We start from the raw sequence: 22,892 nt of genomic DNA, 5'->3' as shown, positions 1-22,892 counted from the left end.
CGGGCGGCGGGAGCGGCGCGCCCCGTGGAGGGAGGCGCGCCGCGCGGTACGTACGGGTGCGGGGTGCGTGCGGATGCGGAGAGGCGAGGAGCGGGGTACTTCTCAGTACGACTTGGGCAGGCCGAGCGACTGGTGCGAGACGTAGTTCAGGATCATCTCGCGGCTGACCGGGGCGATCCGGGCGACGCGGGCCGCGGTGATGAGTGAGGCGAGGCCGTACTCCCGGGTGAGGCCGTTCCCGCCGAGGGTGTGCACCGCCTGGTCGACGGCCTTCACGCAGGCCTCGCCCGCCGCGTACTTGGCCATGTTGGCGGCCTCGCCGGCGCCGAGGTCGTCGCCCGCGTCGTAGAGGGCGGCGGCCTTCTGCATCATCAGCCGGGCCAGTTCCAGTTCGACGTGGGCGACGGCGAGCGGGTGCGCGATGGCCTGGTGGGCGCCGATCGGGGTCTTCCACACCTGCCGGGTCTTGGCGTACTCGACCGCCTGCGCGAGGGCGTAGCGGCCCATGCCGATGCCGAAGGCGGCGGTCATGATGCGTTCCGGGTTGAGCCCGGCGAAGAGCTGGAGGAGGCCCGCGTCCTCGTCGCCGACGAGCGCCTCGGCGGGCAGCCGTACGTCGTCGAGGACCAGCTCGAACTGCTTCTCGGGGGCGTGGAGCTCCATGTCGATCGGCGAGCGGCCGAAGCCGGGCGCGTCGCGCGGGACGATGAAGAGGCAGGGCTTGAGCTTCCCGGTCCGGGCGTCCTCGGTCCGGCCGACGATGAGCGTCGCCTCCGCGATGTCGACACCGGAGACGAAGACCTTGCGGCCGGTGAGCAGCCAGTCGTCACCGTCGCGGCGGGCGGTGGTGGTGATCCGGTGCGAGTTGGAGCCGGCGTCGGGCTCGGTGATGCCGAAGGCCATGGTGAGGCTGCCGTCGGCGAGGCCGGGCAGCCACTGCCGCTTCTGCGCCTCGGTGCCGAAGCGGGAGATCACCGTGCCGCAGATCGCCGGGGAGACCACCATCATCAGCAGCGGGGCACCGGCCGCGCCCAACTCCTCCAGCACGATGGAGAGTTCCGCCATGCCGGCGCCTCCGCCGCCGTACTCCCCGGGGAGGTTCACGCCGAGGAAGCCGAGCTTGGCGGCCTCGGCCCAGAGTTCGTCGGTGTGCCGGCCCTCCGCGACGACGGAGGCCATGTACGCGCGCCCGTAGCGCGTGCCGAGGGCGGCGACGGAGGCGCGGAGCGCCTGGTGCTCGGTGGATTCGAGGACGGTGCTCATGGCTGCGGTTCCTCCTGGGCGGGGGCGTGCGACGGGTCCTGCGGGGGCGTGTCCTGTGCGGTGGGCGTGTCCTGTGCGGCGGTTGCGTCCTGCGCGGCGACCGGGTCGGGTACCGCGGCCGCGTCCTGTACGACGGCGAGCAGGGCGCCCACCTCCACCTGGAGGCCCGGCGTGGCGTGAAGCGCGGTGAGGATGCCGGTGGCGGGGGCGAGGATGCGGTGCTCCATCTTCATCGCCTCCAGCCAGATCAGCGGCTGCCCGGCCTCGACGGCGGCGCCGGGCGCGAGGCCCTCCGCGAGGCGCACGACGGTGCCGGGCATGGGGGCGAGCAGGGAGCCGGGTTCGCTGCGGGCCGCGGGGTCGGTGAAGCGGGGCAGCGCGGTGAAGGTGTGGGAGCCGTCCGCCGTGTCCACGTACACCTGGTCGCCGTGCGCGGCGACGTCGAACCACCGGACCACACCGTCGAGTTCGAGGGTGACCCGGTCGGGCCGGACCTCCACCACCCGGATGCCCGGCTCATCGTGCGGGACGGGCCCGGTGCGGGTGGCGCGGTAGGCGATCGTGTAGGTGCCGGCGTCGGGTTCGGCGCGGTAGCGCTTGCTCTGGGGCTGCGAGGCGAGGTTGCGCCAGGCGCCGAAGCGGGCGGGCACCGGGGCGGCCCCCGCGTTCGTGCGGACCGCCGCGTCGGCGAGGGCCGCGGCGAGGGCGGCCCGCCGGACGGCGGCCTCGTCGGGCGCGGGGGTGAGGGCGGTGAGGTGGCGTTCGTAGAAGCCGGTGTCGAGGCGGCCGGCGAGGAAGTCGGGGTGGCGCAGGGAGCGCACCAGCAGGTCGCGGTTGGTGACCGGCCCGTGCACACGGGCGCGTTCCAGGACGCGGGCGAGCAGCCGTACGGCCTCGGGGCGGGTGGCGGCGTGCGCGACGACCTTGGCGAGCATCGGGTCGTAGTGCACCCCGATGGTGTCGCCGCCGGTGTACCCGGTGTCCAGCCGTACCCCCGGCTCGTCGGGCAGGTCGAGCGCCCGCAGGAGTCCGGTCCGCGGGCGCCAGTCGTGGGCGGGGTCCTCGGCGTAGAGCCGGGCCTCCACGGCGTGCCCCGAAGGGGCGGGCGGCCCGGGGGCGGGCAGCGGCTCACCCTCCGCGGTCCGCAGCTGGAGGGCGACCAGGTCGAGACCGAACACCGCCTCCGTGACCGGGTGTTCGACCTGGATGCGGGTGTTCATCTCCAGGAAGTACGGGCGTCCCTCGGCGGAGACCAGGAACTCCACGGTCCCCGCGCCCCGGTAGCCGACCGCCCGTGCGGCGGCGACGGCGGCGTCGTGGAGCCGGGTGCGCAGTTCCTCGCCGAGGCCGGGCGCGGGGGCCTCCTCGACGACCTTCTGGTGACGGCGCTGGAGGGAGCAGTCGCGGGTGCCGAGTGCCCAGACGGTGCCGTGGTCGTCGGCCATCACCTGCACCTCGACGTGCCGGCCGCGCTCCACGTAGGGCTCGGCGAACACCTCGCCGTCCCCGAACGCGGACACCGCCTCGGCGGTCGCCGCCGTCAGCTCGGCGGGGAGCGACGCCAGGTCCCGTACGATCCGCATCCCGCGTCCGCCGCCGCCCGCCGCCGCCTTGAGCAGCAGCGGCAGGTCCGCCTCGGTGGCGGTGGAGGGATCGACGGGGGCGAGCAGCGGCACGTCGGCGGCGGCCATCAGCTCCTTGGCGCGGGTCTTCGACGCCATCTGCTCGATCGCCTTGACGGGCGGACCGACCCAGAGCAGCCCCGCGTCCTGGACGGCTGCGGCGAAGGGGGCGTTCTCGGAGAGGAAGCCGTACCCGGGGTGGACCGCGTCGGCCCCCGCCGCGAGCGCGGCGGCGACGACGAGGTCACCGCGGAGGTAGGTGTCGGCGGGCGCGGCGCCTGGCAGCCGTACGGCGAGGTCGGCCTCGCGCACGTGCAGGGCCCCGGCGTCCGCGTCCGAGTACACGGCGACGGTGGTGATGCCGAGCGCCCGGCAGGTGCGGAAGATCCGGCAGGCGATCTCGCCCCGGTTGGCGACGAGCAGGGAGGTGATCACGTCAGTCCTCACATCCGGAAGATGCCGAAGCCGCCGCGGGCGCCTTCGACGGGTGCGGTGTGGATCGCGGAGAGGCACATCCCGAGGACGGTCCTGGTGTCGCGGGGGTCGATGACCCCGTCGTCGTAGAGCCGCCCGGAGAGGAACACCGGGAGCGATTCGGCCTCGATCTGCTGCTCCACCAGGGCGCGCAGTCCGGCGTCGGCCTCGTCGTCGTAGGGGCGGCCCTTCGCCGCGGCCGAGGCGCGGGCCACGAGGGAGAGCACGCCCGCGAGCTGCTGCGGGCCCATGACGGCGGACTTGCTGCTGGGCCAGGCGAAGAGGAACCGGGGGTCGTAGGCGCGGCCGCACATGCCGTAGTGGCCGGCCCCGTAGGAGGCGCCCATCAGCACGGAGAGGTGGGGGACCTTCGAGTTGGAGACCGCGTTGATCATCATCGCGCCGTGCTTGATGATGCCGCCCTGCTCGTACTCCTTGCCGACCATGTAGCCGGTGGTGTTGTGCAGGAAGAGGAGCGGGACGTCGCGCTGGTTGGCGAGCTGGATGAACTGCGCGGCCTTCTGGGACTCCTCGCTGAAGAGGACGCCCTGCGCGTTGGCGAGGATGCCGACCGGGTAGCCGTGCAGCCGGGCCCAGCCGGTGACCAGGCTGGTGCCGTAGAGCGGCTTGAACGCGTCGAAGTCCGAGCCGTCGACCAGCCGGGCGATGACCTCACGCGGGTCGAACGGCACCTTGAGGTCGCCGGGGACGATGCCGAGCAGCTCCTCCTCGTCGTACTTCGGCGGCTCGGCGGGGCCCGGATCGGGGTGCGCCTTGCGCCAGTTGAGGCGGGCGACGATCCGGCGGGCCTGCCGCAGCGCGTCGTGCTCGTCGACGGCGAAGTGGTCGGCGAGACCGGAGGTCCGGGCGTGCATCCCGGCGCCGCCGAGGGACTCGTCGTCGCTCTCCTCACCGGTGGCCATCTTCACCAGCGGCGGCCCGCCGAGGAAGACCTTGGACCGGTCCTTGATCATGACGGTGTGGTCGGACATGCCGGGGACGTACGCGCCTCCGGCGGTGGAGTTGCCGAACACCACCGCCACGGTGGGGATGCCGGCGGCGGAGAGCCGGGTGATGTCGCGGAAGAGCGCCCCGCCGGGGATGAAGATCTCCTTCTGCGAGGGCAGGTCGGCGCCCCCGGACTCCACCAGGCTGATGCAGGGCAGGCGGTTGGCGAAGGCGATCTCGTTGGCCCGCAGCGCCTTCTTCAGCGTCCACGGGTTGGAGGCGCCCCCGCGTACGGTCGGGTCGTTGGCGGTGATCAGGCACTCCACGCCCTCCACCACCCCGATCCCGGTGACCAGCGAGGCGCCCACCGTGTAGTCGCTGCCCCAGCCGGCGAGCGGCGACAGCTCCAGGAACGGGGTGTCCGGGTCGATCAGCAGCTCGATCCGCTCCCGGGCGGGCAGCTTCCCGCGCGACCGGTGGCGCTCCACGTACTTCTCGCCGCCCCCCGCCAGCGCCTTCGCGTGTTCGGTCGCGAGGTCGTCCAGTTTGGTGAGCAGGGCGGCGCGGTTGGCCGCGTATTCGGGTCCGGTGGTGTCGAGCCCGGTGGGCAGGACGGTCATACGGTGACCTCCGGTACGGGGGTGGGTGGAGCGGACCGGTGCTGCGGTGCGGGCGGTGCTCAGCGGTGCGGGCCGGGGGTTTCGACGTACGGCGGCTCAGCCCGGCCCGAGCAGGGAGACCGGGACGGCGAGGTGGCGGGAGCGCAGCCACTCCCCCAGCGCCTTGGCCTGCGGGTCGAAACGCGCCTGCGCGGCGACCCCTTCGCCGAGCAGCCCCCGGACCACGAAGTTCACCGCCCGCAGGTGGGGCAGTACGTGCCGCTCGACCACCAGGTCCTTCGTCTCCGGCAGCAGCTCCTGGAAGCGCTGCACGGTCAGCTCGTGGGCCAGCCAGCGCCAGGCGTGGTCGTCGCGCACCCACACGCCGACGTTGGCGTCGCCGCCTTTGTCGCCGCTGCGCGCCCCGGCGAGCAGCCCGAGCGGCACGCTCCGCGTCACCTCCGGCGGCAGCGGGGCCGGCAGCTCGGCCGGCGGGGGTACGTCGTCGAGCAGCAGGGTCACCGCCGGCGCGGGCACCTCCTGCCGGGTCCCGTCCGGCAGCACGGCGGTGTGCGCGACCTCGGTCGCCGCCACGGCGACCGCCTCGAAGACCCCGTACGGCGCTCCCTTTCCGGGCGGGGCGGTGACGTGGAAGCCGGGGTAGCTGCCGAGGGCGAGCTCGACGGCGGCCCCGGAGACCACCCGGCCCACGGACTCCGCGTCCTGGTCGCGCACCACGAGCCGCAGTAGCGCGCTGGCGGTCTCCTCGGTGGGCGCGTCGGGGTGATCGGTGCGGGCGAGCTCCCAGCGGACCTCGGCGGGCGCCTTGCCGGACCGCTCCAGCGCGTCGGCGAACTGCTCGCGCACCAGGCGGGACTTGGCCTCGATGTCGAGTCCGGTGAGCACGAAGACGACCTCGTTGCGCCAGCCGCCGAGCCGGTTGAGCCCGACCTTCAGCGTGGGCGGCGGTGCCTCGCCCCGTACCCCGCTGATCCCGACCCGGTCCTGCCCTTCCTGGGCGAGCGTGACGGTGTCGAGCCGGGCGGTCACGTCGGGTCCGGCGTAACGGGCGCCCCCGGTCTCGTACAGCAGCTGAGCGGTGACGGTGGAGAGGTCGACGACGCCGCCGGTGCCGGGGTGCTTGGTGATGACGGACGAGCCGTCCGCGTGGATCTCGGCGAGCGGGAAGCCGGGGCGGCGCACGTCGTGGTCGCCGAAGAAGGCGTAGTTGCCGCCGGTGGCCTGCGTACCGCACTCCAGGACGTGGCCGGCGACGACGGCTCCGGCGAGGGCGTCCAGGTCGTCGGGGCCCCAGCCGAAGTGGGCGGCTGCGGGGCCGGTGACCAGGGCGGCGTCGGTGACCCGGCCGGTGACGACGATGTCCGCGCCCGCCTTCAGGCAGGCGGCGATCCCGGCGCCGCCGAGGTACGCGTTGGCGGTGAGGAACCCCTCCGGTACCGGCTGGGCGTCGCCCTCCACATGGGCGACCCGCACCGAGATGCCGAGCTTCTCGGCCAACTCCCGCACGGAGTCGGCGAGTCCGGCCGGATTGAGGCCGCCCGCATTGGTGACGATCTTCACCCCGCGCTCGACGGCCAGCCCGAGCCCTTCTTCGAGCTGCCGCAGGAAGGTGGAGGCGTAGCCGCGCGAGGGGTCCTTCAGCCGGCTGCGGCCGAGGATGAGCATGGTCAGCTCGGCGAGGTAGTCGCCGGTGAGGACGTCGAGCGGGCCGCCGGTCAGCATCTCGCGCATCGCGTCGAACCGGTCTCCGTAGAAGCCGGAGGCGTTGCCGATGCGCAGCGGGGTGGGCGCGGGCGGATCGAGCGGGCGGGTGGTGGCCGGGGCGGGCTCGGTGACGGAGACGGGGATCGAAACGGCCGGTGAGGCGGCCGGCGGTGCGGCGGGCGGGGGGCCCGCCAGGGTCCCGGGCTGCACGACGGGGGTCTGGGCGGCCACGGACTGCGCGGGCGTGGACTGCGCGGGCGTGGACTGCGCGGGCGTGGACTGCGCGGGCGTGGACTGCGCGGGCGGGATGGTCATATGGCGTCACTCCCAGGGGCGTTCGAAGGGCCGGGTTCTCGTTCGCTCCTGCCCCCGCGCGGCGCGCGCCCCGCACCGGGCAGGCCCGCGAACGCCTGCGCGATGTCCAGCCAGGTGTCGGCCTCGGCGCCGACCGCCCGCAGCGCGAGGTCGTCGCGGTGGGCGCGCCGGGTGACCAGGAGGCAGAAGTCCAGCAGCGGTCCGGTCACCCGCTGCCCCGCGCCCTCGGGCCCGAAGGCGACCACTTCGCCGCCAGGGGTGCCGAGTTCGACTCGGAACTCCTGAGCGGGTGGTGTGGCACCCCGGACGAAGTACGCGTAGTCCCGGGCCCGTACGCCGATCCTGGCGACATGCCGCAGCCGGTCCGTCGGCGCGCGTACGACCCCGAGGGCGTCGGCCACGTCCTGCCCGTGCGCCCAGGTCTCCATGAGCCGGGCGGTCGCCATCGAGGCGAGGCTCATCGGCGGCCCGTACCAGGGGATGCGCGTCCCGGGAGCCGCGTCGCGCAACACCTGCTGGAGCCGTTCCCGTCCGGCCCGCCACCGTCGCAGCAGTTCCTCGGGCCGGGCGGCGGCGACCGCGGCACCGGCCGCCTCGTCGACGAAGGTCTCCGGGGCGGCGAGCGCCCGCGCGACTTCCGCCTTGAACGCCCCGGGGTCCGTCGCGGCAGTCACCGCGACCCCGTCGGTCCAGGTCAGGTGGGCGATCTGGTGCGCGAGGGTCCAGCCGGGCGCGGGGGTTGCCGTCGCCCACTCCTCTGCTCTCAACTCCGCTACCAGAGCGTCGAGTTCTTCGCTCTCGTCTCGCAGATCGTCGATCACGGCGATGGCATCGGACACGTGCGCTCCCCTCGGGGCATGGCGTGGTGCCCCGGAGCATTCCAGCGGAGGGAGAAACAAGCAAGCGTGCTTGCATGATTTTCTCCGCCCGGTTCACCGGGTCCTGCGGGGAGCCCCCGGCCGGAGCGCGGGAGACCCGTGCGGGAGAGGGGCGGTGCACGCCGCGAGGGCGCGGCCCGGCTCCACGACTCCAGGGCCCCGCACGGCTCTTCGCCGATCGCGGCCGACTCGCCCCCTCCCTTCCCCGGCGGTGGTTAGGGTCGGGCCCATGGCTTCCCTCGATGTCTCCCTGCGCCCCGTGCATCCCAGCGATCTACCGGTGTTCTTCCGCCACATGAGCGACCCCGAGTCGAACCGGATGGCCGCCTTCACCGCCGAGGACCCGACGGACCGGGACCACTTCGACGCGCACTGGGAGCGCATCCTCGCCTCGCCCGGCATCGTCACCCGCACCGTGCTCGCGGACGGCGACGTGGTCGGACACGCGGCCGTGTACGGCGAGCCGGGCGAGCGGGAGGTCACGTACGTCGTCGATCGCTTCTACTGGGGACGGGGCATCGCGACCGCGGCGCTGCGGGGGCTGCTCGCCGAGGTCTCCGAACGCCCCTTGCACGCCCGGGCGGCGGCGGACAACACCGGCTCGGTGCGGGTCCTGGAGAAGTGCGGCTTCACGGTCGTCGGCGAGGAACGGAGCTTCGCGAACGCGCGGGGAGCGGAGATCTCCGAGCTGTCGCTGCGGTTGGAGGGATGACGGCCCGGGCCGCGACCGGCGGCGGCTGCGGGCCGCTCCTCGCCGCCCTCTAGGCCTCCCCGCCCTCAGGGCGACCGGAGAACGCCTTCGGCGTCCTGGGACGCCATGACGGCAAGCTCCGGGAAGCTCACGTTCCCGACGGCCAGGCACAGCTGGACGGTGTGGACCTCGCCGGGCACCGTGCGGAACTCCCGGGCCGGCGGGTTGTCGGTCAGCTCCTGGTAGTACGCGGGGTCGAGGTCCTCGTCCTCGTCGGCGCACAGGTCCAGGGCGAGGAGCGGCCGGGAGGAGGACCGCAGGGTGACGGCGTCCGCGACGAACACCGCGGAGAGGTTCTCCACCCCGCGCGCCGCGCGTACGAGCTCCTCGGGGGTGGCGCCGTCCCAGCGCGGGTCGTCGATCAGGTGGAACCGCGCCTCCGCCCCGCTCTCCGCGTCCCACGCGCTGCGCAGTGCGGCCGCCACGGCCCGCCACGCGCCCTCGTCCGTGTAGTCGGTCCGCACGATCACGGGGTCGGCGTCGTCGGCCGGATCGCGTCCGGTCGGCTCGAACGCGGGCAGGACTCGCACGCCGTCTCCCCCACTTCCCCGCCGTCGGTCTCCGGGCATCCTCACACCCCGCACCGACAGGGCGTCCCGGGCCGGGGTGCCGAGCGGTGGAACGACGGAGGCCCGGCCCCGCCGGAGGTGCACCACACCCCGGCGGGGCCGGGCCCCGGACCCGCACCAAAGTGGCTACGCCGCGCGGCGCTTCTTCCTCCCCGCCCCGCCGGCCTGGCCCCGTACCGCTCCGACGCTCGCGCCGATGACCAGCGCGACGGCGAGGGCGTCCGTGGTGGAGAGGGCCTGGTCCAGGACGAGGAAGCCGGCCAGGGAGGCGATGGCCGGTTCCAGGCTCATCATCAGCGCGAAGGTGGAGGCGGGCAGCCGGCGCAGCGCCATCAGCTCCAGGGTGTACGGGAGCACGGAGCTGAGCAGGGCCACCGCGGCGCCCAGGAGGACGGTGGTCGGCACCGCCAGCTCGGCACCCGATTCGGCGATGCCGAGGGGGAGCGAGAGGACGGCAGCGACCGCCATGGCGAGGGCCAGGCCGTCCGCCTTCGGGAACCGGCGGCCGGTGCGGGCGCTGAACACGATGTACAGCGCCCACATCACGCCGGCCGCCACCGCGAGCCCGGCGCCGAGGAGGTCGAGGCCGCCGAAGCCGCCCGCGCCGCCGAGCAGGGCCACCCCGACCAGGGCGAGCCCCGCCCACAGGAGGTTGACCAGGCGGCGGGAGGCGATGACGGAGAGGGCGAGCGGGCCGAGGACCTCCAGCGTGACCGCGATACCGAGGGGGATGCGGTCGAGCGCCTGGTAGAAGAGGTTGTTCATCGCGCCCATCGCCACGCCGAAGGCCACGACCGTCCCCCAGTCGGCCCGGCTGTGGCCCCGCACCCGGGGGCGGCAGACGGCGAGCAGCACCGCGGCGGCCACCAGCAGGCGCAGTGTCACCACACCGAACGCGCCGGCCCTCGGCATCAGCAGTGCGGCGACGGCCGAGCCGAACTGGACCGAGACCACCCCGCCGATCACGAGAGCGACCGGGACGAGCATGGCGCCGCGTCCCTTCGGCATCTCGGGGCCGGGACCGTGCGCACCGCCGGTGGACGTGTCGGGGGCTCCGTCCAGGGCGGTCACCGCCTCGGGAACGGTGACGGCTGCGGCTGGCTCTACGGCGCTGCGCGGGTCGTTCACTGCAAGGGGGCCTTTCGGAGCGGGTGCGAGGGGTCGGTGCGGAGGATCGGGACGGCCGCTTCACGTTGTCCGTGCAACATACTGCACCACGCAGTACATCATGAAGAACCACGCGTCCGCCTGACCTTCCCCCGCCCACCGTAGGCAGCGGCGCGCCGCGCGTGAAATGCCTTCTGTGCTCCCGTTATGCTCCGCACGCATGAACGCCGGTGAGGACGACGCGCGCCTGGACCCCAGGGAGAACCCGGAGCCCCGCCCGGGCGGCCGGCCGATCGAGCTGAGGCACCTCCGGGCGTTCCTCGCCGTCGCCGACGAGCACAACGTCACCCGGGCGGCCGCCGCCCTCGGCCTCACCCAGCCCGCCGTCTCCCGCACGCTCGCCGCGCTGGAGAACAGCCTCGGCACCCGGCTCGTCGACCGCTCCACCCATCACCTCGCCCTCACTCCCGAGGGCGTCGCCTTCCGGGACAGGGCCGCGGCCGCGATCGACGCCTTCGACGACGCGATGGGCACGGGGCGCTCGCGGCACCGGCCCTTGCGGCTCGGGCACGCCTGGTCGGCCTTCGGCCCGTACACCACGCCGCTGCTGCGCGCGTGGCAAGCGCGATATCCGCGGACTCCGCTGGAACTGCTGCGCATCGACGACCGCACGGCCGGGCTCACCCGGGGCGAGGTGGACGCGGCGCTGCTGCGCGGACCGGTGGACGCCCCGGGGCTGGTGACCGAGGTGCTGTTCAGTGAGACCCGCGTCGCGGCCGTGACGGCGGACGGCCCGCACGCCGGCCGCACCGCACTGACCCTCGCCGAGCTGGCCGGCGACCCGGTGGTACTGAACCCGGTCTCCGGGACGACCACCCTCGCGCTCTGGCCCGCCGACGCCCGCCCCACGACCTCGCTGACCGTCGCGAACACCGACGACTGGCTCACCGCCATCGCCGCCGGGCGCGGATCGGGCGTGTCCGCCGCGTCCACCGCCGCCGTGCACCCGCACTCCGGGGTCGTGTTCGTCCCCCTGACCGACGCCCCGCCGCTGCCCGTCCTGCTCGCCCGCCGCGACGCCCCCGGGCACCCCGCGCTGCCCCGGCTCGCCACGCTCGCCCGCGAGATCGTCGGGCGCGGAGCGTCCCGTCCCGCCGGCTGACCACCGCCCCACCCGGCCCGGTCGGGCCCCGCCCCGCCCTCAGGCGGCCGGCGGGACCAGTTCCGGCATGTCCTGTTCGTCGAGGACCACCAGCTGGGCCTCGACCGGGGAGGTCAGCTCGGTGATCCGCATGGCCTGCCGCTCGGTCATGGCCTGGAAGACCTGGCGGGCGGTACGGCCGTTGCCGAAGCGGGCGTCGCGCGGCACACCCTCGAAGTACCGGCCGAGCGCTCCGCGGGCACCGTCGCTCAGTTCGTAGCGGTGGCGCTGCGCGTGGTGCTCGACGATGCGGACCAGCTGCGTGGAGCTGTAGTCGGCGAAGACCAGGCTGCGGGTGAAGCGGGAGGCGAGGCCCGGGTTGGAGGAGACGAAGCGCTCCATGTCGCCGGGGTAGCCGGCGGCGATGACGACGACCTCGTCGCGGTGGTCCTCCATCAGCTTGACCAGGGTGGCCACCGCCTCCAGGCCGAAGTCGTTGGAGACCCCGGCCGGCACCAGCGCGTACGCCTCGTCGATGAAGAGGACGCCGCCGCGGGCGCGGTTGAAGGACTCGGTGGTCTTCGGGCCGGTGTGACCCACGTACTCGCCGACCAGGGCGCTGCGATCGACCTCCACCAGGTGCCCGCGCTCCAGCAGGCCGAGGGCCTTCAGCAGCCTGCCGTAGAGGCGGGCCACGGTGGTCTTGCCGGTGCCGGGGTTCCCCGCGAAGACCAGGTGGCGGCTGAGCGGCGGCGCGGGGAGCCCGGCCTGCTGGCGCAGCCGTACGGTCTGCATCAGCTTGACCATGCCGCCGACGTCTCTCTTGACCCCGTCGAGCCCGACCAGCTCGTCCAGTTCGGCGAGCAACTCCTCCAGGGACTCCGGCTCCGGTTCGGGCTCACCGAGTTCGGAGAGGTCGGAGAGGGAGGCGAAGCCGCCGCCGGCCGCCGCGGTGCCCCCGGGGGCGGTACGGGCGCCGCCCGCTCCCCCCGCGGCCGCGTCCGGGGCGGCAGGCTTCCTGGGCGGAGCACCGGGCGCGGGTCCGGCGGCGGTGATCCCCGGCAGGAACGGGTTCTTGACCCGGATCGAGACGCAGTCCTCGAAGACGGGGGCGGCCTCGTCGGCCAGGGCGACGTCCTGGCCGCAGTCGAGGACCCGGCAGCCGGTGAACCGGGGGTCGGCGTTCGCGCCGATGTGCAGAGCGGGGAAGTTTCCGCCGGTCAGGTCGGAGTACGCGAACGTGCCGCCCGCGCCGGGCCCGAAGAGGATGCCGTTCTTCGCGGCCCGGTCGATCCGCAGGCCGCTCACCGCGGGCTCGGCACCGGCGGAGACGACCATCCCGCTGCCGCCGGGGGCCTCGATGGTGCACCCCTCCATGACCAGCCGGGCCCCGGCGGCGAGGACCACGCCGGCGCTGCCGGTCGATCCGATCCGTACGCCCTCCAGGGTGGTGCGGGCGTGCGGTCCGAGCTCCACGCCCGCCTTGCTCGGGCCGCTCACGGTGGTGCCCCGTACCGACGCCTCGGCGGTGGAACGCAGCCGCAGCCCGGTCTCGCCCCGCTCGATGCGGCCGCCGGTCAGCTCCAGACGGGCCCGGCCGTCGGTGTGCACCCCGGCCACGGCCGCGTCCGAGAGCGTGGTGTCGGCCAGTTCGGCGTGGGCGGCGTCGGTGACGGTCAGCGCGTGCTCCCCGCTGACACCGATCCGGCAGCCGCTCAGGGACGCCCGGGCCAGCTCGCAGACGCGTACGGCGGCCGCCCCGCTGCGCGCGATCAGGGTGTCCCCGGCCAGCACCACCGCCTCGCCGGACACCAGGATGCCGTGGCCGGCCGAGTCCAGGAGCCAGCAGCCGTGGACCGTGAGCTGCGCCGAGCCCCGCGCGACCAGCGCGTCGGTCCCGGCGCCGGCCAGGCGGCAGTCGGCGAGTCCCACGGTGGCCGCGCCACCGGCCTGGACGGCGGCGCGGGCAGAACCGCTGATCCGGCAGTCCTCCAGCAGCCCCTCGGCCTCGTCCTCGATGAGCAGGCCGTGACGGCCGGGGCCGCTGAGGCGGGTGTCGCGCAGCAGCACCCGGGAGGAGCCGCGGGCACGCAGCGAGGAGCCGGCGGTGGCGCTGACGCGCAGCCGCTCGCCGAGCAGCACGGCGCTCCCGCCGAGGGCCACTCCGAGCCCGTCGACGGTGTCGACGGAGGTGTCCACCAGCCGGGCCCGGGCGTCCCCTTCGAGGTGGACGGCGGCGTGCCGGGCGTCGTGCAGCCGGCTGCCGCGCACCAGCAGCACCCCGCCGCCGACCGGTTCGCGCAGCGCCCGCGCCAGGGTGTCGGCGAAGGTGAGGGCGGAGTTGGCGGCGGCTCCGGTGTCGTCCCCGGAACCGAGCACGTCGATCCGGCCCCTGCCCAGGTCGCACTCGGCGAGGGTGAGTCCCGCCGCGTCGGCGACCCGGACGGCGGGCTCGGCGGGGTCGCTGCCGCGCAGTTCGAGCCCGTGCACCTCGCATCCGGGGGCGGTGACGTCGAGCACGGGTCCGCCGGGGGAGCGCAGGTGCACGGTCCCGGTACCGCCTTCCGGCTCCAGCACCACCCGCCGCTCCAGGCGCAGGGACTCGGTGTAGACGCCGGGGGCGATGGTGATCACGGCCCCGGCGGGGGCGGCGGCGAGGGCGGAGGCGATGGTGCGGTGACCGCCCCACCCCTTGGCCCCCACCCGCAGCGGTGGGGTACCGGTGGTGGTGGTCATGTGCCTGCTCCCTGCGGAAGGTAGTCGACGTTGGGGTGACCGCCCGGCCCGCCGTCCAGGTACCAGCTCGGCTGGAACCAGTCGCGGACGGTCCCGCCCATGAAGAAGGCGGAGAAGGACTTGTCGATGAGCTTGCCGAGGGCCGGTGCCACGTAGATGTCGACCATGCCGGCACGGTGGTACCAGCGGCCGGCCAGGTTGAGGTGGATCATGCTGCGGGCCGCGCCGACGGAGATGCCGCCGAGTGTGCCGCCGACGGCGCTCATCGCACCGGCCATGAGGGCGTCCTTCCCCCCCAGGTGGATCAGCTGACCGCTCGCGGTCTTCACGCCGAAGACCGAGGCGGTAGCGGCTCCGGAGGCGACTCCGCCCAGAACGCCGCCGGCGAGGCCGACGACATAGTCGTAGGTGCCGCCGCGCCAGCGGGTCACCTTGTCGTGGCCGGCCCACTCACCGCCCCAGTCGTCGTCGCTCGGGTGGCGCTGGTAGGCGTAGCCGTAGTCGACGTGGCCCCAGCCGTTCTTCCACGGGGTGCCGCGTCCGACCATGTGGTGCAGGCCGGAGACGAAGCTCTTGACTGCGGAGTTCATGGTGGCGGTGAAGGCGGCCTTGGCGAGTTCGGTCGGGGTGAAGCTCGCCCTGGTGACCAGGGAGGCGATGCCGAGGACGAGCAGGTTGACGGCGAAGTCGACGATGAACTCGTGTCCCGCGTCGAGGGCGATCTGCTGCATCGCCTTGGTGAGGTAGGGCAGGTAGACGGACTCGCCGCCGACGCTGGCGCCGAACTCCCAGCGGTTGGCGTCCTTCCACATGCGGTTGTAGCCGCGGTACTGGTTGGCCCAGTCGATGAAGTTGGTCTCCCGGCCGACCATGGTGAGCCGGCCGAAGGTGTCGGTCTCGTAGACCAAGCCGGAGACGGACCGTTCGGCGATGACGTTGGTGCCGCTCGCCCCGTAGAGGCGCCAGTGCTTCTGCCAGCTCTCGCTCTCCAGGAACTTCCCGTTGAGCAGTTCCTTCTTCTGGCGGACGACCGTGCCGCCGTCGAACTCCCTCCACACGTGCCGGTTGTAGGCGTCGCCCGGGTTGGCGACGTACTCGCGGACGCGGAAGGGGGCGTCGCCGAAGGTGTTCTGGAAGGCGCTGCCGCTGGGCCGGGCGGGGATCTCCTGGATCTTCACGGTGGCGCCGGTGGTGACGAGGTGGTCGGACCAGCGGGCGTTCTCTTCCCAGCCGGAAAGACGAGTGCCCGCGGCGTCGAACCAGTGGCGGATCCGGTCGCCGGCGCCGGTGCCGAAGCCCTGGATGTTGCCGTGTGCGTCGATCTTGTTCCAGTGCCAGACCTCGTTGCCGGCTGCGTCGCGGCTGACGCGCCAGGAGTCGACGGTGGTGCCGTCGGCGAGGAGGCGGTGGTCACGGATCAGGCGTCCGTCGGCGCCGAGGTCCTGGTACGACTCGCGGTCCCAGCCGTAGCGGTTGATGTCGCGGCCGTGAGCGGTGAGACGGACGCCCTCGACGTTGTTGGCGTCGACCCAGGTCATCTTGCCGGTGGCCGGGCCGTGGGCGGTGATGCGCAGGTCGGCGCTGCCCTGGATGCCGGGCCAGGTGTCGGAGCGGCCCACGACGAAGCCGTGGTGGTCGTAGCGCGTCCAGTCGCCGTGGTTCAGGTGGAAGTTCTGCCGGAAGGCGACGCCGCCGTCGCCCGCCGCGCCGTCGGCGCGGACCGCCGGCATCGGCCGGTACTCGATCACCGTGCCGTCGTTCAGGCCGGTGCGGGCGATGTGCCACTGCTTGGCGGCGTTGGGGCTGAACCAGTTGCCGTCGCCCAGGTCCGTGGTGAACCGGTCGTGCCAGACGACCTGGTTGACGGTGACGTTGGCCCGGGGGTGGGCCTGGAAGTCGGCGCTGTTGTAGGTGCGGTGGCCCTGCGGCTTGCCCACCCCCTCCGACCAGGGCAGGTACTGGTTCGGGATGTGTACCGGAGCGCCCGCGGGGTCGTCGGGCACCTTGACGTTGCCGACGGTCAGGTCGTTGCCGTGGAACAGCTTGCGGGTCTCGCGCACGAGCTCTCCCGCGCTGGAGATGTCGGTGATGGCGGCGTTCTGGGTGAGCAGCCGGATGCCGTGCGCGCCGACGGCGCCGCCGGGCGTGGGCACGACCCGCCATTCGTTGAGCTGCGGGAGGCTGTCGGACCTCAGCCAGGGAAACGCCCGCAGGTCCGTGTTGCGGTACTCGCTGCTGATGAGGGAGCGGAACCAGGTCGGCGGGCGCTGCTCTGCCACCCGGTTGACTTCCAGGAAACCGCCGTTGTTCTCCAGCTGCCTGATGCTGTCGATCTCCTTGCCGGGTGCGGACAGCGACACCGAGGTGTCCTTGGGCACCCCGTCGGTGCCCATCTCCCGCTGGAACAGCCTGCGTACGTCGTGGGTGTTGGTCTGGAAGCGGCCGAACTTCTCGTGGACGACGACACTCTGGCCGGTGATCGGGTGATCCATCGTGTCGGTGAAACCGCGGCCGATGCCCGGCCCGTAGGCGCGGGTGCCCTGGGCGATCATCTTGAAGTCGGCGTCGAAGCGGAACCAGGTGCCGCTGCCCGTGCTCTGGGTGAAGGCGTTGCGGTCGAGGGTGCCCAGGACGTGTCCGCCGTCCGGGAGTTGCTGGAAGTGCAGGACCCGGTCGACCCCGCTGGTGCCGGTCGAGTCCCACCAGGTGCGGCCGCTCTCGCCCCAGTGCCGGTCTCCGTTGCGCACGATCGTGCCCTGTGGGTCGATCTCGTGCCATTCTCCGCGCTGATTGCCCCACGAGAACGTGGTGACGTCGGCGCTCGCGCTGGACTGGAAGGAGTACAGGGTGTTGCCGCCGGGCAGCGGCCGCGCCTCGAAGACGGTGACGCCGGAGTGCGTGGTGAGGTGGATCCGGCCCTGGGGAATGCCTTTGGTGGTGATCAGGCCGTTCTGGAACCACTTGCTGCCCGAACCGGGGATCGGGACGCCGGCGGGGTCGGTGCGGATCAGCTTCCAGGTGCCGGCCGGGTTCCCGCCGGTGGCCACGTGGTAGAGCTCCAGGTGGTTGTGGCGCTTGATCCCCCGCTGGGTGATGACGTTGATCCGCTGGAGGGTGAGCGTGCCGTCGGCGGCGTACTCCGTGAACTCGCCCAGCCGGAGGTTGCCCGGCGGGCTGACCCGCCAGCCGCCGGTCGCCGTCACCGCGGCGACGGTGTGGCCCGGCACGACGGTGAGGTGGCCGTCGAGGACCCGGAGACCGCCCGTGGTGGTGTCGACGAACCGGGACAGGCTCGCATCGGTGAGCTTCACGGCGTCGCCGAGCGGGACGACGGTGAAGGCGGTGCCGCCCGTCGGGGTGACGGTGAAGGCGTGGGGGGCGCCGCCCCCGGCCGGCACGACCCGGAAGTCCAGACGGCCTCCCGCGCCGAACAGGGCGAACTCACCGGTCGGGCGCTCGACCCGGAACCCGCCGCCCGGCCGGACGGTGGCGACGGTCCCGTCGACCACGGTCAGGTTCTGGTCCAGGAGACGGATGCCGCCCGCGCCGTACACCCGCACGGTCTCCGGCAGGTGGGTGCCCGCCGCGTCGGAGAGGCGCACGACGCTGAACCGCAGGGAGCCGTCGGCGGCGTTGTGGAAGTGGACCGCTCCCGCATCGGTCACCTGGAGTTCGCCGCCCGGGCGGGCGGTGACGGTGTCCGGCAGATCGGTGCCGGTACCGTCCTTGACCTGCGGGTGCGGGGCCGCGCCGGCGGGCGCCACGGGGTGGAACACGTACCGCCCGGTGCCGCCCGCGGCGCCCGCGCCCCGGAGTTCGACGGCGGTGTGGGTGTGGGCGCCCCGGGGGTCGACCACCAGGTGGGTGTCGCCCTGGTCGAGGCGGAAGCCGCCGCCCGCCAGGCCCGGCTGCGGGGTGGCCCGCAGGCCCGGGGCGTCGCCGAAGTCGTGGCGCACGACGGCGGTGGTTCCGGCCGGGCGGGTCAGGATGTAGTGGCCGTCCAACGCCGTACCGCCACTGACGGGGACGTAGGTGCGGAGGTGGGCGCCGGTCGTGGGGTTGAACACGTCGATGGTGCGGTTGCCGTCGGTGAGCCGGAACTCGCCGGCGGTCCGCTGGACGGTGACGGTGGTGTCGACCGCACCGTTGCCGGTGTGCGGGTGTCCGACGGGCACGTGCGGGGTGGCGACCGGGGTGAACACGTACTGACCGGTCCCCGGGCCCTGGAGGGCGACGGTGTCGTGGGTGTGGACACCGGTGGGGCCGACGACGACGTGCTGGGTGTTGTGGGTGATGCGGAAGCCTCCGCCCACCTGGGGGTGGACCGTGGTGGCACCGGGGACCGTGGTGCCGTCACCCCGGACCAGCCGGAAGCCGCCCGCAGCGCCGGGGTCGGCCCGCAGGAAGGCGCCGCCGGGCGACGGGACGGTCAGCCCGCCCACGGCGAGGGCCTGGTGCGTGTGGGCACCGGTCAGGGCGTGGACGGAGAACCGGTTCCCGCCCAGGTCCACGTGGTACGTGCCGTCCACCCGCGTGACCGCGGCGCCGGGTGCGCCGCCCCGGTCGTGGAGTTGCGGAAGGGGCACGTGGGGGGTGGCGACCGGGCTGAACACGAACTGGCCGGTGGTCAGGCCGTCCGCCCCCCGGAGAGCGACCGCGTCGTGGGTGTGCAGGCCGGCCGGGCTGACGACGAGGTGCTGACCGTTCTGCTCGATCCGGAAGCCGGGCGTACCGCTCGCGCCCTGCGGGTGGACGGTGGCCCCGGCGACGCCCGTACCGTCCGCGTGGACGAGCGAGGGAAGCCCGCCGGCGCCGTCCGGGAGGCGGACGAAAGCCGGGCCCGCTCCCCCGGCCGGGGTGACGGCCGGGACGGGCAGGGCGTGGTGCGAGAAGGTGCCGTCGGCCCGGTGGACGCTGAGGTGCGGGACGGCCGCGGCGCCGGGTGCCGGCGCGGGCCGCACGTGGAACACGCCGCCCCCGTGGGCGGGGACGGTGACCGTGCCGAGCTGGGTCGCCCCGTCGGCGCCGGTGAGCTGGAGCGGCACCGCGGCCCCGCCGGCGGGTGGGGTGTGCGGGGTGAGCACGTGCAGCGGGGTGGGGGCGCCGTGGGCGTCGACCAGGGTGAGACCGGTGTGGGTCTGCAGGCCGGTGGTGGGGTCGTAGAGGTGGAAGCCGCCGGTGGAGGGGATGTTGAGGGAGGTCGGGCCGATCTGGATGGGCCGCCCGTCGGTGGCCAGCGGGGCGCCGGTGCTGTCCAGGTGGCGGACGGTGGGGACGCCGGCGGTGAGGTCGACGCTGATGACGCCGCCGTGCAGGGCGCCGTCGTTGAGCGGGAAGATGCGCTCGTCGGCGACGAGCCGGTTACCGGTGTGGTCGGCGGTGAAGTCCCAGCGGCGGATCTCGGCGCCCGGGGTGACGGTCCGCTCGACGCGGACGAGGTCGACGCCGGCGGGGCCGCCCCCGACGAGGTGCTGGATCCTGACCGGCGCACCCGCGGGCAGGGGCTCGGCGTTCACGATCTGGCCGGTGGCATCGGTCCGGATGGTGACGTGGGTGCCGGTGAGACCCGGCACCGGCACCATGTGCACCACGGGGGTGGGGTGTGGCAGCACCGGGCCGGCGCCCCCGACGCCCCCGGTCCCGACGCCCCCGGTCCGGGAGGAGCCCGCTGCGGCGGCCGGCCGGAGGTCGTCCATCTCGATGCCGTCGCCGCCGAGCCCGGCGGGGGTGAGGGTCCGGCTGTCGAGCAGCTGGTGGTCGTTGGCGGCGCTCAGCTCGAAGTCGAGGCGCTGGATCGTCCCGTCCAGCTGGGTGTGCTCGACGCGCAGCACGTTCTGGCCGTTCACGGGGACGTGGGTGGCGGTCACCGACCCCGGTGTGCCGGCCGGGGTCGTCACGTGGACGTCCACCAGTTGTCCGGCCGAGCCGGGGGTGACCTGCACCTGGACACCGGCGGGCATGTGGGGGAGGTGGGTGAACGTGTGGTGGAAGTCGTAGGTGATGTGCGGAGCCATGAAGACGACGAGTGGTTCCCGGTTCATCGCCGCGATCAGGTTGTCGAAGAACTGGCCGGTCGGCGGAGTGAGTGCCGAGCTGTTGAGCAGGGGTGAGGTGTTCGGCGTGCTGATCGGCGAGCCGTTGCCGGGCAGTACGGCCGGGATGTCCACGAGCCGGCCGTTGATGCCCGGGGACGCCAGGGCGCCGGGGGCCAGGTGCGCGGTGGGCGGCGGGACGGTCAGCGCCAGGTCGTTGGTACCGAGCCCCGGCAGCTGCACGGCCCCGGTGTGGCTGGTGGGCAGGTCCGTGCTGAGCGGCCCGGTGTGCACGGCCGGGGTGTCCACGTGTCCCGTGGTCAGGTTCACGCTCGGCAGGTCGGTGTGGCCCAGGACGGTGCCGGCTCCCGGCAGCTCGATCTGGCCGAGGTGGGTGTCGGTGTGCGTACCGACGGCGTCGCCGAAGGCGGGGCTGATCTGGGGCGAGGCGAGGCCGCCGCCCAGCGCGGTGTTGATCTGCGTCGCGGAGACGTGGGGCACGTTCAGGCTGATCGACGCCACGTTCACACTGCCGAGCTGGACCTGGCCCAGCGAACCCACGGTGCCGCCCACCGACGGGAGGTCCACGATCTGCGCGTGGACCGAGGGCGTGTCGGTGCGGATGAGGCCCAGGTGGCCCGCGCCGGCCGTGCCCAGGGAGGGCACGTTGATGTGCCCGAGCGCGGGCAGCGAGGGGGCGTTCACGGTGACCTGGCCGAGTCCGGCGAGGTTGCCGTCCACGGACGGGGTGCCCAGCGACATCGACGGCAGCGGGGAGGAGGAGAAACCGAGTTGCGGGATGCTGACCTGGCCGGGGGTCGGCGTCGTCTGCGGGAGGCTTTCGAGGCTGGGGAGGCCCGCGAGGTTGCCGTTGACGGACGGGGTGTCGAGCGTCATCGACGGCATGTGGTTCGGCGAGAAGCCGAGCTGGGGGATGTTGACCTGGCCGAGGGCGGGCATCGTCTGCGGGAGGTTCTCGAGGCTGGGGAGGCCCGCGAGGCCGCCGGGCAGATCGATCCGGGTGACGGCGCCGAGGGTGGGCAGCGTCTGGCTCCCGGTGATGCCGAGGGAGGGGAGATCGGCGAGGCGGGCGTCGATGGAGGGCAGGTTGATCTGGCCGAGGTTGGCGAAGCCGCCCTGTTCGCCGAGGTGGACCGAGAGGTCGGTCGGCATCGTCAGGGAGATGCCGGGGGGTGGTGCGGCGAACTGGCCGGGCGGTACGAGGCCGCCGGGAGCGGAGAGGCCGCCGGGCCCGCCGATGTTGCCGAAGGTGCCGGGGGCGAAGTGGAAGTCCCCCACCTTGACCAGGCCCGTGCCGGCGCCGTTGCCCGCGTCGAAGAAGTTGGAGACGCCGGCGCCGACCCCGGATGCCTTGCTGCCCGCGCCGATGAAGGAACCGTTGACGAACGCCCCGTACTTGTACATGCCGAAGACGCCGCGGTCGATGAAGCCGATCTTGAAGGCGAGGAAGAGGCCCTGGCCCATCTCGTCGGCGGCCACCGGCAGGAACAGCCGCAGACCCTTGACGCCGGAGAGGCCGTTGGCGATCGCTCCGGCGCCCATCTTGATGCCGTTGAGGCCGACGATCACGCTGTGCAGCCCGAAGAAGCCCTTGGCGCCGATGTTGTTGATGACACCGAGCTGCACGCCGAGCGGGAAGAACTGGAAGCCCTTGCCGGAGCCGCCGCCCAGGAGGGTGACGCCCTCCAGCCCCTTGATCCGGTTGAACTTGATCGCGTCGCCGAGACCGCCCTTGAGCCAGGAGCTCGTGGCACTGAACGTGTCGTCGAGGCCCAGGCTCATCCGTGAGAAGAGACCGAAGGAGTTCGGGCCGCCCAGGACCAGGTTCTTGGTGCCCTTGATGCCCTGCGCGCCGAATCCTTTGATGGACTTCCACGCCTGGCCCACGTTGAGGCCCTTGGTGGTCGGCGCGAGCACTCCCACGACCGACAGCAGCAGTTCGGTCAGGCTGGCGTCGCCGCGGGAGAAGTCGATCGCCGTCTTGATCATGATGGCGAGGTTCAGGCCGAAGGCCAGCAGGGCGATCGGGCCGCCGATGAGGATCGCGGGAATGATCAGGATGATCGCGATCCAGGTCAGGGCCTTCCACAGGTCCTCGCACTCGTCCACCGGCGAGGAGATGGACTCGGCGGCCGTCGAGATGGCGGTGGCGGCGGTGCCGGCCGCGGTCTCCAGGGTGTCCCCGGCGGACTTCGCCGTCGCCTTGTGGGCCTCGCGGCCCTCGGTGTCGTCCTCCGGCAGGGCCGCCGCCGCGGACAGCGCGTCGTCGGCGACCCGTTGTTGGGCGCGCATCACGCCGACGTAGGTGAGCAGGGCGGTGCGGACGTCTTCGTGGGCGGTCTTGAAGGTGGTGACGAAGCCCCGGATCCGGCCGTCGATCTTGCCCCGCAGAGCGTCGGCGGTCTTGCCCTTGAACGCCTCGGAGGCCTTGTTGGAGACCTCCGCGAGTCCGCTGTCGATGGTCCGTGCCAGCTCGATCAGCGTGTACTGGGAGACGATCACCCGGTCGAGCTCGTCGGGATCACCCGGGGTCGGGTCTTCGGACAGTCCCAGCGCGCTCCAGTCAGTGGGACGGGCCATGCCCGGCCACCCCCTCCGTCGTCCGGCGTCGTGTCCTCATCCCGACCACGCACGGGCCACCCGTCAGGTTCAAGGCGGCAGCCGTCCAATCTGCGGCCCGGTTGAACCGAAGTGGGGTCCGGAGCGTGGTC

11 protein-coding genes are annotated in these 22,892 nt (G+C 73.5%); 2 read left to right on the top strand and 9 right to left on the bottom strand.

The features are described from left to right. Positions 1-102: 102 nt before the first annotated feature. From PZB77_RS18280 to PZB77_RS18260, 5 genes are all read right to left on the bottom strand, one after another. Positions 103-1,263, bottom strand: a complete 1,161-nt coding sequence (locus PZB77_RS18280; RefSeq protein WP_275493677.1) for an acyl-CoA dehydrogenase — start codon at positions 1,261-1,263, stop codon at positions 103-105. Then, a complete protein-coding gene (locus PZB77_RS18275) occupies positions 1,260-3,320 on the bottom strand; it encodes a biotin carboxylase N-terminal domain-containing protein (RefSeq protein ID WP_275496111.1) in 2,061 nt (686 codons plus the stop codon). Before PZB77_RS18275 ends, PZB77_RS18280 begins: the two co-directional genes overlap by 4 nt. Positions 3,321-3,328: 8 nt before the next feature. Continuing rightward, a complete protein-coding gene (locus PZB77_RS18270; protein WP_275493676.1) occupies positions 3,329-4,927 on the bottom strand; it encodes a carboxyl transferase domain-containing protein in 1,599 nt (532 codons plus the stop codon). 96 nt (positions 4,928-5,023) lie between these two features. After that, positions 5,024-6,946, bottom strand: a complete 1,923-nt coding sequence (locus tag PZB77_RS18265) for an acyclic terpene utilization AtuA family protein (protein ID WP_275493675.1) — start codon at positions 6,944-6,946, stop codon at positions 5,024-5,026. After that, a complete protein-coding gene (locus PZB77_RS18260; protein WP_275493674.1) occupies positions 6,943-7,785 on the bottom strand; it encodes a TIGR03084 family metal-binding protein in 843 nt (280 codons plus the stop codon). The genes PZB77_RS18265 and PZB77_RS18260 overlap by 4 nt, the downstream gene beginning before the upstream one ends. A 268-nt stretch (positions 7,786-8,053) precedes the next feature. On the opposite strand from PZB77_RS18260, the gene PZB77_RS18255 reads away from it, so the two are divergent. Next, positions 8,054-8,536, top strand: a complete 483-nt coding sequence (locus tag PZB77_RS18255) for a GNAT family N-acetyltransferase (protein WP_275493673.1) — start codon at positions 8,054-8,056, stop codon at positions 8,534-8,536. Between the two features lie 65 nt (positions 8,537-8,601). Here PZB77_RS18255 and PZB77_RS18250 read toward each other — a convergent pair whose 3' ends face one another. Continuing rightward, positions 8,602-9,105 carry a hypothetical protein gene (locus PZB77_RS18250; RefSeq protein ID WP_275493672.1) on the bottom strand — a complete coding sequence of 168 codons (504 nt, stop codon included), beginning with the start codon at positions 9,103-9,105 and terminating at the stop codon, positions 8,602-8,604. Between the two features lie 165 nt (positions 9,106-9,270). Then, the gene (locus PZB77_RS18245) at positions 9,271-10,272 is read right to left on the bottom strand and encodes an EamA family transporter (protein WP_275493671.1); all 1,002 of its coding nucleotides are present in this window, start codon (positions 10,270-10,272) and stop codon (positions 9,271-9,273) included. Positions 10,273-10,471: 199 nt separating this feature from the next. Here PZB77_RS18245 and PZB77_RS18240 point away from each other — a divergent pair, with 199 nt between their 5' ends. Next, a complete protein-coding gene (locus tag PZB77_RS18240; protein ID WP_275493670.1) occupies positions 10,472-11,413 on the top strand; it encodes a LysR family transcriptional regulator in 942 nt (313 codons plus the stop codon). A gap of 39 nt (positions 11,414-11,452) precedes the next feature. On the opposite strand, the gene PZB77_RS18235 is transcribed toward PZB77_RS18240, so the two are convergent. Both PZB77_RS18235 and PZB77_RS18230 read right to left on the bottom strand, forming a co-directional pair. Then, on the bottom strand, positions 11,453-14,128 hold the full coding sequence (locus PZB77_RS18235; protein ID WP_275493669.1) for a right-handed parallel beta-helix repeat-containing protein: 2,676 nt from the start codon (positions 14,126-14,128) through the stop codon (positions 11,453-11,455). Continuing rightward, positions 14,125-22,761, bottom strand: coding sequence for a hypothetical protein (locus PZB77_RS18230; RefSeq protein ID WP_275493668.1), 8,637 nt, complete (start codon positions 22,759-22,761; stop codon positions 14,125-14,127). Before PZB77_RS18230 ends, PZB77_RS18235 begins: the two co-directional genes overlap by 4 nt. Positions 22,762-22,892 lie beyond the last annotated feature (131 nt).

Origin of the sequence: Streptomyces sp. AM 2-1-1 (assembly GCF_029167645.1) — a bacterium.
Classification (GTDB): domain Bacteria; phylum Actinomycetota; class Actinomycetes; order Streptomycetales; family Streptomycetaceae; genus Streptomyces.
This window is presented reverse-complemented; position numbering and strand designations above follow the sequence as displayed.